Source organism: Sphingosinithalassobacter tenebrarum, assembly GCF_011057975.1.
GTDB classification, from domain to species: domain Bacteria; phylum Pseudomonadota; class Alphaproteobacteria; order Sphingomonadales; family Sphingomonadaceae; genus Sphingomonas; species Sphingomonas tenebrarum.
Map to the genome: position 1 here is coordinate 334,216 of NZ_CP049109.1, position 13,423 is coordinate 347,638.

The window sequence follows — 13,423 nt, forward strand, 5'->3', positions numbered from 1 at the left end:
ATCATGGACACGTTGTGCTTTTTTACCCTGATGCGGCCGTCAAGAGCCGTGGCGATCAGCGACGCCTGCAACGGGTGCGCATTGGGGAGAATGCTACATGGCGATCACAAAGAAGCTGTCGGTATATGCAATCGGTGTTTCGCTAGTCGCGCTTGTGATCGGCGCAAGCACCGCATCGGCCCAGACCACCTCTCCGCCTGCTACGGGCTCACGCGACGCGCAGGATGCACCTGCCGAACCCGACACCGTTGGCGAAATCGTGGTAACGGCGCAGAAGCGGTCTGAGAGTATCAACGATGTGCCGGTCTCGATCACGGCAGCTACCGGCGAAGAACTGGCAAAGGTCGGCGTGACCGACACATCCCAGCTCGCCAAGCTGGTGCCCGGTTTCACCTATCAGCAGAGCCCGTATGGCACGCCAGTCTATGGTCTACGTGGCATCAGCTTTTTTGATACATCCGGCATCGCGCAACCGGCAGTGAGCGTCTACGTTGATCAGGTTCCCCTACCGCTATCCATTCTCACGCGCGGAGCATCGCTCGACGTCGAGCGGGTCGAGGTGCTCAAGGGACCGCAAGGCACGCTTTTCGGCGAGAACGCAACTGGCGGCGCGGTCAATTATATCGCGGCCAAGCCGACAAGTAGCTTCGCGGCGGGCGTTGACGCGCTGTACGGGCGTTTTGATCAGTTGGAGATTGGTGGCTTCGTCTCTACATCGGTCAGCAATACGCTTGGGATCCGCGTAGCTGCTCGTACGGAACAGCGCGGCGACTGGCAGTACAGCACTACCCGCGACGAGGGGCTCGGAAAGCGCAATTTCAATGTCGGACGGTTGCTCCTCGACTGGGAGCCCGATCCCGAAGTTCGGTTCGAACTCAACATCAACGGATGGAAGGACCGGTCGGAAGCCCAGGCGGCCCAGTTCCAGCGATTCGTACCGGCCACCGCGAGCGGCGGCTATCCGCCGGCCTATGCGGTCCTTTCCGCCTATGAGCCGGCCCCGGACAAGGCCCGGGCGGCAGATTGGGATCCGGCTTTCGACCTGCGTCGCGACGACAGGTTTTTTCAGGCTGCGCTACGGGGCGAATGGGACGTCACGGGCCAACTGATGCTCACCTCGCTGTCGTCCTACATCTCTTATGACGGCTCAAGCCGGTCAGACCCGGATGGTACCAACTATCCCGATCTCCAGAACGTGCTCAACGACGATCTCGACATCTTCAGCCAGGAATTGCGCGCATCTTTTGACCAAGGTCCCCTCAAGCTCATGCTCGGCGGCTACTACCAGTACGGCAAGCTCTTCGAGGAGAGTGTCGGTCATATCGAAAGCACGAGCTCGTTTCTCGCCGGCAATCACAATACTGACCTCCGGAACATCAACCATCAGAAAGTGAACACTTACGCCGGTTTCGGCAGCGTCGACTATGCGCTGGGTGGCGGCGTGACGCTGCAGGGATCGGTTCGTTACACCAGCCAGACCCGGCGCTACGAAGGGTGTTCCCGCGATGGTGGGAACGGAAGCTTTGCGATCTCCTTCAGCAGGGTCTCCTCAATGCTCAGCGGCTCCCCGACGGTGATCGGGCCCGGCGAATGCTTCACGCTCGATTCTGTGACCTTCAAGCCGACCGGCATCGTCCATCGCTCGCTCGATCAGGGTAATGTCGCTTGGCGTGCCGGCGTCAGCTGGGAGCCTACCGGACGCACGCTTCTTTACGCCAACGTCACCAAAGGCTTCAAATCCGGCGGGTTCGCGACACTTCCCTTCGCCGTCAACGGACAGATCAATCCCGTCGTCCAGGAATCGGTGATGGCCTATGAGGCGGGCTTTAAACTGACGCTGGCGGATGGCCGCATGCAGTTCGATGGCGCGGGCTTCCATTACGACTACGATGACAAACAAATCCAAGGTTATGTCCTGAACCCCCCATTCGCCAACCTTCCCGCGTTGATCAACGTCCCGAAGGCGAAAATCGACGGCGTCGAACTCAGCCTCGCCTGGCAAGTGGTTCCCGCGCTTCGTGTCAACGCTTCGGGAACTTATATCGACTCGCGCGTGTCGCGGGACTTCTTCACCAACGATCCGTTCGCGGCTTCGATCAATATCAAGGGCCAGCAACTGCCGGCGACACCGAAGTGGCAGGGCAATCTGGATGCCGAGTATCGCTTCAACCTGGGAGGCTCGTGGCAACCCTATCTGGGCGGTTCGGTCGCCTACCAGTCCTCCAGTTTTTCCGCATTCGGCGAAAATGCTGAGTTCAAATTACCTAGCAGGACGCTGATCGACCTGCGCGCCGGCGTCGAGCAAGACGGTGGCAAATGGCGTATCGAGATATTCGGGCGCAATGTGACGAACGAATATTACTGGATCAACGTCTCGCGCCAGACCGACATGGTGACTCGTCTTGCCGGCCTGCCCGCGACCTACGGCGTGCGCGCGAGCTTCCGCTACTGATCGCTTCGCTTACGGCCATCAACTCCCGGTCCGGTCGCGCCGAGCGCGCCTCGCACCGAACGCAAGTCGCAACAAAAGCAAGGGAGACCGGCACCGATGGACAAATTCAAGGCGGACAGGCGTACCCTTTTGAAGGGCGGGACGATCGCGTCACTGGCGGCGTCGGTCGGCATGACCGATCTCGTTCCCAATGCCTTCGCCGCACAGACGCACGCAACATTGCATCCACGCGCACCGCAGGGGCTCGATGGCAGCGGGACCAAACTCGTCCTGTTAGGAACGGGCGGCGGGCCGATCCTGGGCCAACGCCGTCACATGACGTCTCACCTGCTGATCAGCAACGGAGCAACCTATGTGGTCGATTGCGGCATGACGGTGTCGAATCGGATTGCGCAGGCTCGAGGCGACTTCAAGTCGATCAAGGGCGTCTTCATCACGCACCACCATCCCGATCACAACGCCGAATATGGGCCGCTGCTACTTATGGCGTGGATACAAGGCCGTTACGGCAGCTTGGAAACCTATGGTCCGCCGCCGCTTAGGCAGATCACGGACGATTATCTGAAATCGATCAAATGGACCACGGATCTGTGGGTCGAGGACATGAAGGTTCCGCCCTTTCCAGCGATCAACGTCCACGAGGTCGCTGTCGGAGGGCCAGTAATGTCCGATGAAAATGTGCGCGTGACCGCCACACTCGTACAACATCCGCCGATCGTTCCTGCTTTGGGGTATCGGTTCGATTTCCAGAATCGTTCGATCGCCTTTTCGGGCGATACCGTGATGGCCGAGTCAGTGGTGGAACTGGCGCGAGGCGCCGACGTGCTGGTTCACGAAGCCATGTATGTGCCCGCGCTCGACCGGATGATCGATGTGCTGGCAGGCGGGAAGGCCCCCGCGCAACGACATGCCACAATCATGGATCATATGCTGCGCGACCACACCACCGCCGAGCAGGCGGGGATCGTCGCCGAGCGAGCCGGCGTCAAAACTCTCGTCCTGTCCCACCTGACACCCGGCGCCGACAGGCCGGTCGTGCCTCCAGCGACCTGGATCAACGAGGCCAAGAAGCATTTCTCGGGCGAGGTCATCCTCGGCGACGATCTCATGGTGATCTGAACCGAAAAGGAAGCAGCGATGTTTGATCGAAACTCGAAGACGGGCCGACGGAACGTACTCGCTTTGGCAACTGCGGCCTTGGCAGCAACATTGCCGTCGAGAGCGATCGGCAGTGCAGTCCCGCAGCATAAACCAGAGCCGGACAACTTACCGCAACCTACACAACAGATTGGAGCAAACCAAATGCGAATCATCTGCCTTGAGGAGCATGTGAACGACCCTGTCGTCGCGCAGGCGGTGCAGGAAGCATTTTTCGCCGAGGTCCCTTACGTGAAGGATATTGGCAGCCGCTATCGCGACAACCCGGACCTTGCGGGATCCGATCGACCGCAGCTTACCTTCCTTCCCGATTCGATGAAGACGGCCACCGAGCCGCTCCAAAATCGCCTGGCTGCGATGGATCAGGCCGGCATCGACATGCAGGTTGTATCGCTCAGCAACGAGCCGCAACTCGCTGACAAAGGGAGTGCCGTCGACCTTGCCCGAGGTGCGAATGACCGACTGGCAGAGGCGGTAGCCCGCCATCCGCGCAGGTTCTCCGCCTTTTTCACGCTGCCTTGGCAGGACCCCGATGGTGCGGTGCGTGAAGCTGAGCGCTGCGTTCGCGAGCTCGGTCTGCCCGCCACCATGCTTACGGGGCGTCCGGGCGGCGAGCACTTCATTGATGATGCGCGGTTCGATCCGGTGTTGTCGACGCTCGCGGAACTCGGCGCACCAATCTATATCCATCCGGGACCGCCGTTGCACTCGGTACAGCGATCCTATTATTCCGGCTTCGACCCTGACGTTTCGGCGCGATTCTCGCTGTTCGGCTGGGGTTGGCATCACGAAGCCGGTATTCAAGTGATCCGGCTGATCTTGTCTGGAGCGCTCGATCGCCACCGAAACCTCAAGATTATCAGTGGTCATTGGGGCGAGATGGTTCCGTTTTACCTCCAGCGGATGGACGACACGATGCCGCCGGATGTGACTGGGCTGTCGCGGACGATCAGCAAATCCTATCGCGATCAGGTCTGGGTCGGTCCCAGCGGCATGCTCGACCTTCCGCACTTCCAATTCGTGCGCGAGGTCATGGGGATCGACCGCATCGTCTATTCGATCGACTATCCGTATCTGACGCTTAACGGCGCGCGGCAGTGGCTGGAGGAGCTCCCAATCCCGCCGCACGAAAAAGAAGCGATAGCCTATCGTAATGCGGAGCAGTTGCTCGGACTGCGACGCACCTGACAGCACCCGCCCCGGGCCATTCGCAGCATTTTTGGTATACTCAGCTTTATTATATGGGAAGGCTGGCATCACGGGCCGCCTGCACCGTCTGCTCCCAACGTTTGACTGCGCCCCGGCCGTGTCTGCGGTCGGCTGGACCACGCATGCCGCTTATCGCCCATGCCCCCGCACAAGACACTTGACCGGCGGCACACCAAGGTATTAGGTCACATAAAACACAGAACGTCTATTATGAGGATTGGCCAATGGCAACGCTCGCACCCCTCCCGCTCTCGCCTAACACCGCTGACGTCGTATCTGCAGTGCGAGCATTGGTGCCGGAGCTACGAGAAGCTCAAGCAGAATCGGACAAGCTGGCACGTCCCCCCGAGCACATCGTAGCCAAGCTGCGTGAAGCAGGCGCATACAGGCTGACTATTCCGAAGGAATATGGCGGCCTGGGTGCAGACATGAAGACATGGATGCAAACGGTCACCGAGATCGGCCGGGGTGATGCAGGTGTCGCTTGGGCAGTCACGTTGGTCGCCTCGTGCAATTGGGCGCTATCCAGCTTCTTCCCGAAACATGTGGTCAACGAAGTCTTCTCGAAACCTGGCGCATCGGTGGCCGGCATCTTCACCGGCCGCGCGCTAACGGCACGGCCCGTAGAAGGCGGCATCCACATCGAAAAGGGAATGTGGTTCTTCAATTCGGGCGTCTACGAGGCCGGTTGGGATCTCCTCGGCGTGCCGATGTACGACGACAAGGGCGAGGAGACCGGCCCCGGGATTGCGCTCGTGCCCATGAGCGAGGTCAAGCTGCTCAACGATTGGAATACGAGCGGCATCCGGGGCAGCGGCAGCACCAATGTGAGCGCGGAAAATCTGTTTATTCCACATGATCGGATCATTCCGTTGGAGCCTATGGCAGAAGGTAGCCAACCACGCACCTACGAAGGTCCGGCACCTCGCGTTGCGTTCATGCCGTTGATGGCGAACATTCTGACCTATCCGCTACTGGGCGCCAGCCTGCACATGATCGAGCGGTTTATGGAAACGCTGCCCCGTCGGGACATCAAGCTGACGCCCTATACTAAAGCTGCGGAGGCACCGGTGACCCATCTGCAGATCGGCGAGGCCACTGCCAAGATCGAGACGGCGCGGCTGCTGATCGAGGACGGCGTGCGCGAGATGGATGAATGGTCGCGAACCTCGGAATACATGCCGATGATGCTTCGCGCGAAGATTCGTCGTGATACCGCATTTGCCGAAAGGCTGATGTGGGAAGGCGTTGACATCCTCGCCACCGCGAGCGGGGGCTCCTTTTCCTGGCTCAGCAACGTTGCCAACCGGCTCTGGCAGGATGTGAAGGTCGGGACCATGCACCCTCTCGTCTCGGTTCCCAGCAACTTCGAGCTCTATGGCCGCATGGCTGCCGGAGTCGAACCGCCGCTCATGCTTGTCTAAAAACACCGGCCGACAACCAACTGACTCCACGGCCCCGATCTTGCCGTGGCGTCCGGCGCCAACGGAAGCTGATTCCCGCGAAGCGGTGTTGACCGCGCTCGGCGATGTCAAGCGGACCTTGAAAGCGTGTCGTTCACTCGATCGGGAGGTTGCGACGCGCGACGCCGCGGCCGACGAAGCAGCGCGTGCCCGCGCCGCGGTGCGGACATTCGATCTCGCGTTGATAGCACCCAATAGCTGATGCAGCTTCGGATGAGGAAGGGCACGGTCGAGGCTTGCCGTTGTCCCGGCTTCCGACCGTTGCCACCCGAAGCCACCCACGGTATATGCCCCGTGTCGGAAAAGGCAGACTTGGTCTGGTCAGCCCAAGTCCTTTCGGTAACGAAAGCTCTGGTCTTTGGCTTCGTGCCCGAGATCCCCGCGACGAACACTGGACGCCGCACAGGCGCCCGCTCGTTCGTCCGTGTGGTCTCGAATGCGAGGAACGCTCCGGTCGAACTATTCGACGCAGGAGCCAATCATGTCTTTTTCCCAACCGACCCTTCATGACGTCATCATCGCCGGAGCCGGTTCGGTCGGGCTGTTCCTTGCCTGCGAATTGCGCCTGACAGGTGTATCCGTGCTCGTCCTGGAACAGGCCGAGGATCCGGCCTCGCCATTGAAGTCGCTGCCCTTCGGCATGCGCGGCCTGTCGGCGCCGACCCTCGAGGCCTTCTATCGCCGCGGCCTGCTCGACGACATCGAAGCGGCCCAACGCGCGAACGATGCCTCAGGCGTGACCAGGGCCGCTTCCCATTGGCAGCAGCAGCAGCGCCGGCCGGCGGGCCACTTCGCCGGCATCCCGTTCTTCCACGAGGATGTCGATACGTCGCGATGGGCCTTCCGATTGCCGAGCCCGGCCGGGGTCAACCTGGCCGTGGACATGCAGTCTCTTGAAACCATCCTGACGGCAAGGGCGGTCGCGCTGGGGGCGGAAATCCGGCGCGGTGTCGGCGTCGAGGGTTTCGATCAAATGTCCGACGGCGTAATTGTCAGCGCTGGCGGCGAGATGTTCCAAACACGCTGGCTGGTCGGCTGCGACGGTGGCCGCAGCACCGTGCGCAAGGCCGGCGGCTTCGACTTCGTCGGCACCGACCCTGAATTTACCGGCTATTCCGTCCTGGCCGAGTTGGCCGATCCGGATGCGCTCAGCCCCGGACGCACCTACACCGCGACGGGCATGTATACGTACGCGAAGCCGGGCACGATCGCGATGGTCGATTTTGATCGAGGCGCCTTCCACCGATCACGGCCGATCACGCGCGAGCATGTGCAGGCGGTGCTGCGCCGGGTTTCCGGCACCGACGTCGCTCTGACATCCCTCCAGCTCGCTACCACATGGACCGACCGCGCGCGCCAGGCGACGATATACCGCCAGGGGCATGTACTGCTCGCCGGCGACGCCGCGCATATCCATTCGCCTCTCGGCGGCCAAGGCCTCAATCTCGGTCTTGGCGACGCCATGAACCTGGGCTGGAAGCTGGCCGCCACCATCCGGGGCGAAGCACCGGCGGGACTGCTCGACAGCTACGCCGCCGAACGGCATCCGGAGGGCGCACGGATTCTCGACTGGTCGCGCGCGCAGGTCGCGCTCATGCGGCCCACGCCGAGCACGCGTGCGCTCGAAGCCATTGTCCGCGATCTCATGGCGACGCGCGATGGCGCGACCTATTTCGCCGAGCGCATATGGGGCATATCGTTGCGCTACGATCTCGGGGGCAGCCATCCCATCGTCGGCCGAAGCGTTCCCGATTTTGAACTGGCCGACGGGACAAGAGTGGGCGAACGCCTGCGCGAAGGGAAAGGCCTGCTGCTGGACTTCGCTCCGGACAAACCGCTGCGGGTGATCGCGAGCCGCTGGCACGGACGCCTCAACTATGTTTCGGGCGACGTCGAGAACAGCCTGGGCTTGAGCGCGCTGCTCGTGCGCCCCGATGGTTTTGTGGCCTGGGCCAGCGAAGGTGTCGCTGACGCTGAGGGCGCCATACGAGCAATGTCACGCTGGTTCGGTGAGCCGGAGAGGTAGTTCGGCAAGCGCCGACATAACCGACATTTGACCGCCCGAAGCGATCCCTAACATCTATTTCTGTTCATCATGCTGTCGCGCGGCATAGCAGTCGACCATTATTGGGACTTTTGGGTATTCACCGCAGTCTTAGCGAAAGGCAGCTTTCATCATAACGCTCATTTCCAGTTCGATTGAATCCGTAGCCGCGCATGAGCAAGGCTGGCCGATCGCGTTCCGTCCGCTTACGGGCCTCCATTCGTTTGCTATCGCTCCGGGGGTTCCATGCCTGCGAAGCAGCACGAGTGATCTCCACCCTGCCACTCGGATTTGATGTCGCGCTGGCTGAGATCAGACCGCTGTGGGGCTGGCGATTACGCAAAGGCCGCGCGACGTGCTCAGCCGAGACGCAGACTACGGGTCGCGGAACTGGCTCAGTCGTAAGGCGGGGTCAGGCAGCCTCAACCGCATGCGCCTCGATCGCCACGCCAAGGCGCTTGCGTACGGCCCCAAAAATGGCCGCGAGATTGTCCATGCTCGGATTGCCCTTTTCCGACAGCATCCGATGCAGACTCTTGCTTGGCCGGTTGGTCTCGGCCGCCAAAGCTTCAAAACCGACCGATGCGTTCACCAGGTCACGCAGGATCAAACGCGCGACATGCGGCTCGCCATTGAGGAAGGCAGTCGCAGCCTCGTCGAGCATGGCCTTGGCGAAAGCGGGATCGCGCGCGGTGCGCTCCTTTACCGTTTCCTTGAAATCCCGTGTCAGCACCATGTCACTATTTCCTGGCCTTCTTCGCCGTGGCCTTGCGGCCCTTATATTCGTTCAACAATGCAGTGGCCTCGTTGATATCGGCCTGTTGTCGCTTCTTCGTCCCGCCGACGAACAGGATGATCAGCTCATTCCCGTCCTGCGCCAGGTAGAGCCGATAGCCCGGGCCCCAATTGATCCGATATTCTCCGAGCCCGCCGCCGATCCATTTGACGTTCGATAGATTGCCCAGTTCCAGCCGGACAATCGCCGTCGCGACCTTGGCCCCGGCCTGAGATTCAAGATCATCAAACCAGGATCGGAACGGGCAGGAGCCATCTTCACGGATATACTCCTGTACGATCAACTCACAGCCTTTCAAGTAACGTATATGTTACCATTTGTCCAGCTTTCTTCGTCGCTCAGGCCACGAGGCGAAGGCGGTCGAGTTTGGCAGCCCCTTGGGCGAGCAGCTTGGCGATCTCGTCTGATGTGCGTCGAACGGCCAACTTCAGCGCTTCATCGACGTGGATGTAATCCTGCGTCACGTTCTGCGAGGCGTGTCCCAGCATCGCGCGGATCGTTAGTTCCGAGAAGCCGAGTTCGGCGGCAATGCTCGCAAAGGTGTGACGCAGGACGTGAGGCGTGACGCCCGTGATGCCAGCAAAACCGCAAACGCGTTGCAGGCAGGCGCTGACAGCCGTGAAGGGTCCATCGCCCGTTGTCGCCGCAAACACATAGGGATTGCCGGCGATCTTGGGCTGCGCCACGATCACCTTGATCGCTTCCGGCCCGATCGCCCGGACTTGCTCGCCCGTCTTTGTGTCGGGGAAGGCGACGAACCCGCCCATCGGATTGACCCATTCCCGCTGCATGGCTTGCCCTTCTTCGCGGCGATACCCGGTCAGAAGCAGCAGCCGGATTACAGCGATCCCGGTAGGGCTGATGCCTTGCTGTTCCGCATAGACCATAGCCTTGCCCATCGTCTCGATCTCGGCGACGCTGAGGCGCCTCGTTCGCTTGTTACCGGCAAGCTTTTTGGCGCCCTTGGTCGGATGCTCGACCAGCAGGCCTTTATGTTTCGCATGTCCCAGGATCGCCTGGATCGTGGTCAGGCAGCGTGCCGCGACCCCGCGGCCGCCGGTCGCCTTCCCACCGCGTCCGCCGGTGCGAGGCTTTCCGGTTTTGCCCTTCGCCACATCGTCCTGCATCGCTTCGACATCGGCAATCGTCAGGTAACGGGCGATGCGCTTGCCAATCAGCGGGTTGATATGGGTCCGAATCCGGCTCTCATCCATCGCAAGCGATGACTCCTTGATCGGCCGGTTGCGGCGACCGAGGATTCTGCCTGCGCGCGCTTCGGTCAGATACCATTCGCACAATTCAGAGACATTCATCTCGTTGCGCGCGCGGCGCGCTTCTTCAGCCGGGTCTTCACCGGATGCCACGGCGCCGAGCTTGATTTTCGCCAGATCGCGAGCCTGGTCCACTGTCAGCACGCCAAAGCGGCCAAGATTAACGCGGCGCTTGATGCCTTCGGCGTTTCGATACTGGATGATGAACGTCTTGAGCCCTGATGGCAGCACCCGAATACCGAACCCGCGGATCTCGTTATCCCACAGGACGAACTGTTTTTCAGCAGGGGGCTTGAGCGCATCGATCGTGCGCTTGTTCAGCTTGGCTGTCGGCATTGCCGCCTCCATTTGGAGACAAAGCTCCGGAGAGCACCTTTTGTCTCCATATTGTCTCCAGAATACGCCGTTTCGTGGCGAATTACAGGATATGGCGGCGAAGAAGAAAATCAATATCTATTTGAAATAGCGTAGAAAATCGTATAACAGGAAACTGTGGCGTAAGGTTAGAATCGGATTGCCAAGGTTGGGGTCGAGGGTTCGAATCCCTTCGCCCGCTCCAGCGCCGTCGCCTTTCGCGACTGCCCTGAAATCCGATGTCGGCCCCGGGCCGCTGGTCGTGCCGCCGCTGGCGATGCGCGGCATTGTCTTTGCCGACAGATGCTTGCGGCAGCGGCACTTCCCCGCCACGATGGCGCGCAAGAGCGAAAAGGGAATTTCCGCATGGATCCGAAATTGCGTGAAACGGTGGTGCGCAGCACGTTGATCGTGCTGCTGCTCGTCGGGCTCGCACTGTTGCTGGTGCCGCTTTCGGGCGTGCTGATGCTGATCTTCGCGTCGATCCTGATCGCAGTGCTGATTCGCGCCGCGGCGATCCCCTTTCGCAAGATCGGCCTGCCCGAAACGCTTGCGGTATTGCTCGGGCTGATTGCGATCATCGCGCTGCTCGGCTTTTTCGGATGGATGTTCGGCACGCAGCTGGGCGATGAATTCCGCAGCCTCACGGCACGGCTGCCCGGCGCGGTGCGATCGGCGGAGCAATGGGTGAGCGAGCAGCCCTGGGGGCAGGATCTCCAGCTTTCCAGCATCACCGGCGCTGTCCCCAATCTGCAATCGATCGCCGGCGGCGCGTTCAGCTTCGCGTTCGGGGCGCTCGGCGCGCTCACCAATCTTGTGCTGGTGCTGATCGCTGCGATTTACCTCGCGCTTCAGCCGATCACCTATATGCGGGGAATCGAGCATCTCTTTCCCAAGGCGCAGGGCGAGCAAGTGAGTGACGCGCTGGCGGCAAGCGGTGCTGCCCTGCAACGCTATCTGCTGGGCCAGCTCTTCACCATGACCATCGTCGGTACGCTGGTGGCGGTCGGCCTGACGATTTTCGACGTTCCCTCGGCCGCGGCGCTCGGGGTAATCGTGGGACTCGCCAATTTCGTGCCGATGATCGGGCCGCTGGTCGGCGCGATTCCCGGCGTGCTGCTGGCTTTCAGCCAGGGGCCTGAAACCGCGCTGGCGGCGGCGATCGTCTATCTCGTCGCGCAACAGTTCGAAGGCAATGTGCTCACGCCGATCGTCCAGCGCTGGGCGGTTTCGATCCCGCCCGCATTGCTGCTGTTCGCACTGGCGGGGCTCGGCGTTCTGTTCGGATTTGTCGGCGTGATCGTCGCCGCGCCGCTTGCGGTGGTGCTCTATACGCTGGTGACGATGCTCTGGTCGCGCGACGCGCTTGGCCATGACGTCAGCGTGCCGGGGCGATCGCGCAATGGCTGATGTTCGCGTCGGCATCGGCGGCTGGACTTATGAGCCGTGGCGCGGGACTTTCTATCCCGACGATCTGACCCAGAAGCGCGAGCTCGAATATGCCTCGCGCGCGATGACCGCGATTGAAGTCAACGGCACTTATTATTCGAGTTTCAAGCCGAAGACGTTCGAGACCTGGGCGCAGACCGCGCCCGACGGTTTCGTCTATACGCTCAAGGCGTCGCGCTACTGCACCAATCGCAAGAAGCTGGCCGAGGGCGGCGATTCGATCGCCAAGTTTCTGGGGCAGGGCATCGTCGAACTCGGCGATAAGCTCGGCCCGATCTTGTGGCAGTTCATGGCGACCAAGAAGTTCGAGCCCGAGGATTTCGCGGCATTTCTCGACCTGCTCCCCGAAAAGCAGAACGGGGTGAAGCTGCGCCACGCCGTGCAGGTGCGCCACGGAAGCTTCCACGTCCCCGAATTCGTCGCGCTGCTGCGCGAGCGCAACGTGGCGGCCGTCTATGCCGATTCCAACGACTATCCCGCGCTTGCCGATCTCACCGGCGACTTCGTTTACGCCCGGATCGAAAATGCGCGCGAGGAGGAGGCCGAGGGGTTCTCGTCGGACGAACTCGATCGCTGGGCGGATGTGGCGCGCGGCTGGGCCAGGGGCGAGAGTCCCGAAGGACTACCCTATGTCGCTGAAAAATCAGCTGCAAAGGTTCCACGTGAAACCTTCGTCTTCATGATCAACGGCGCCAAGGTCCGCGCGCCCGTGGCGGCGCAGGCATTGCTCGCGCGTCTGCGGGACTAGTCGACCGACAGGATCTCCACAGACTCCGCTTGCCCGCCGAAATCGACCAGCTCGCCTGCCATCGCCCCCATCACCGCGCGCGCCAGCGGCGCCGTGAAGGCGAGCAGCTCGGCCGCCGGATCGGCTTCGTCATGGCCGACGATGCGGAAGCTTTGCGTCCTGCCGTTGCGGCGGATGGTGACGCGCGAACCGATCCCGGCTTCGCCTTCGGCCGGAGCTTCGGCGATCTGTGCAGTGGCATGCTGCGTCGCCCAGTAGCGATGCTCGCGCGCCAGTTTCTTGCGCGCCTCCTCGTCACGTGCCTGCGCCATCGCCGCCTTGAGCTCGGCCTCCTTGCCCGCGATCAGCTCCAGTCCGCGCTCGGTGACCAGATTGGGGCCGACCGGGATCGGCAGCTCATATTCCGGCTCCTTGTGCGCGTCGTCATCTTCGCGACGGAAGGCGACACTCATGTCCGAACCCCGATGCTGGGAGCGGTC

At 61.6% G+C, this 13,423-nt stretch carries 11 protein-coding genes; 7 read left to right on the forward strand and 4 right to left on the reverse strand.

Annotated elements, in window-relative coordinates:
* The first annotated feature begins 97 nt into the window (after positions 1-97).
* From G5C33_RS01700 to G5C33_RS01720, 5 genes are all read left to right on the forward strand, one after another.
* On the forward strand, positions 98-2,452 hold the full coding sequence (locus tag G5C33_RS01700) for a TonB-dependent receptor (protein ID WP_165325621.1): 2,355 nt from the start codon (positions 98-100) through the stop codon (positions 2,450-2,452).
* Between the two features lie 96 nt (positions 2,453-2,548).
* Positions 2,549-3,571: an MBL fold metallo-hydrolase gene (locus G5C33_RS01705; RefSeq protein WP_165325622.1), complete on the forward strand. Its 1,023-nt coding sequence runs from the start codon at positions 2,549-2,551 to the stop codon at positions 3,569-3,571.
* A gap of 183 nt (positions 3,572-3,754) precedes the next feature.
* Complete coding sequence (locus tag G5C33_RS01710; protein ID WP_165325623.1) at positions 3,755-4,798, forward strand: amidohydrolase family protein; 1,044 nt, start codon at positions 3,755-3,757, stop codon at positions 4,796-4,798.
* A 245-nt stretch (positions 4,799-5,043) separates the two neighbouring features.
* On the forward strand, positions 5,044-6,243 hold the full coding sequence (locus tag G5C33_RS01715; protein WP_165325624.1) for an acyl-CoA dehydrogenase family protein: 1,200 nt from the start codon (positions 5,044-5,046) through the stop codon (positions 6,241-6,243).
* Positions 6,244-6,763: 520 nt separating this feature from the next.
* On the forward strand, positions 6,764-8,308 hold the full coding sequence (locus tag G5C33_RS01720; RefSeq protein WP_165325625.1) for an FAD-dependent monooxygenase: 1,545 nt from the start codon (positions 6,764-6,766) through the stop codon (positions 8,306-8,308).
* A 430-nt stretch (positions 8,309-8,738) separates the two neighbouring features.
* Here G5C33_RS01720 and G5C33_RS01725 read toward each other — a convergent pair whose 3' ends face one another.
* From G5C33_RS01725 to G5C33_RS01735, 3 genes are read right to left on the reverse strand one after another with little or no spacing between them, the layout of a single operon-like run.
* The gene (locus G5C33_RS01725) at positions 8,739-9,062 is read right to left on the reverse strand and encodes a helix-turn-helix domain-containing transcriptional regulator (protein WP_120323860.1); all 324 of its coding nucleotides are present in this window, start codon (positions 9,060-9,062) and stop codon (positions 8,739-8,741) included.
* Positions 9,063-9,066: 4 nt separating this feature from the next.
* A complete protein-coding gene (locus G5C33_RS01730) occupies positions 9,067-9,405 on the reverse strand; it encodes a type II toxin-antitoxin system RelE/ParE family toxin (RefSeq protein WP_165325626.1) in 339 nt (112 codons plus the stop codon).
* A 55-nt stretch (positions 9,406-9,460) separates the two neighbouring features.
* Entirely contained in the window at positions 9,461-10,729 is a 1,269-nt protein-coding gene (locus tag G5C33_RS01735; RefSeq protein ID WP_165325627.1) for a tyrosine-type recombinase/integrase, read from the reverse strand.
* A gap of 384 nt (positions 10,730-11,113) precedes the next feature.
* Here G5C33_RS01735 and G5C33_RS01740 point away from each other — a divergent pair, with 384 nt between their 5' ends.
* Entirely contained in the window at positions 11,114-12,157 is a 1,044-nt protein-coding gene (locus G5C33_RS01740) for an AI-2E family transporter (RefSeq protein ID WP_165325628.1), read from the forward strand.
* A complete protein-coding gene (locus G5C33_RS01745) occupies positions 12,150-12,944 on the forward strand; it encodes a DUF72 domain-containing protein (RefSeq protein WP_165325629.1) in 795 nt (264 codons plus the stop codon). Before G5C33_RS01740 ends, G5C33_RS01745 begins: the two co-directional genes overlap by 8 nt.
* Here G5C33_RS01745 and G5C33_RS01750 read toward each other — a convergent pair.
* Positions 12,941-13,396, reverse strand: a complete 456-nt coding sequence (locus G5C33_RS01750) for a GreA/GreB family elongation factor (protein ID WP_165325630.1) — start codon at positions 13,394-13,396, stop codon at positions 12,941-12,943. The two genes, G5C33_RS01745 and G5C33_RS01750, sit on opposite strands and share 4 nt — an antisense overlap.
* Positions 13,397-13,423: the final 27 nt, after the last annotated feature.

Bases quoted from the DNA above. Each gene is read 5' to 3' on its own strand.
- G5C33_RS01700 (WP_165325621.1), top strand. From the start codon at position 98: ATGGCGATCACAAAGAAGCTGTCGGTATATGCAATCGGTGTTTCGCTA.
- G5C33_RS01705 (WP_165325622.1), top strand. From the start codon at position 2,549: ATGGACAAATTCAAGGCGGACAGGCGTACCCTTTTGAAGGGCGGGACG.
- G5C33_RS01710 (WP_165325623.1), top strand. From the start codon at position 3,755: ATGCGAATCATCTGCCTTGAGGAGCATGTGAACGACCCTGTCGTCGCG.
- G5C33_RS01715 (WP_165325624.1), top strand. From the start codon at position 5,044: ATGGCAACGCTCGCACCCCTCCCGCTCTCGCCTAACACCGCTGACGTC.
- G5C33_RS01720 (WP_165325625.1), top strand. From the start codon at position 6,764: ATGTCTTTTTCCCAACCGACCCTTCATGACGTCATCATCGCCGGAGCC.
- G5C33_RS01725 (WP_120323860.1), bottom strand. From the start codon at position 9,062: ATGGTGCTGACACGGGATTTCAAGGAAACGGTAAAGGAGCGCACCGCG.
- G5C33_RS01735 (WP_165325627.1), bottom strand. From the start codon at position 10,729: ATGCCGACAGCCAAGCTGAACAAGCGCACGATCGATGCGCTCAAGCCC.
- G5C33_RS01740 (WP_165325628.1), top strand. From the start codon at position 11,114: ATGGATCCGAAATTGCGTGAAACGGTGGTGCGCAGCACGTTGATCGTG.
- G5C33_RS01745 (WP_165325629.1), top strand. From the start codon at position 12,150: ATGGCTGATGTTCGCGTCGGCATCGGCGGCTGGACTTATGAGCCGTGG.
- G5C33_RS01750 (WP_165325630.1), bottom strand. From the start codon at position 13,396: ATGAGTGTCGCCTTCCGTCGCGAAGATGACGACGCGCACAAGGAGCCG.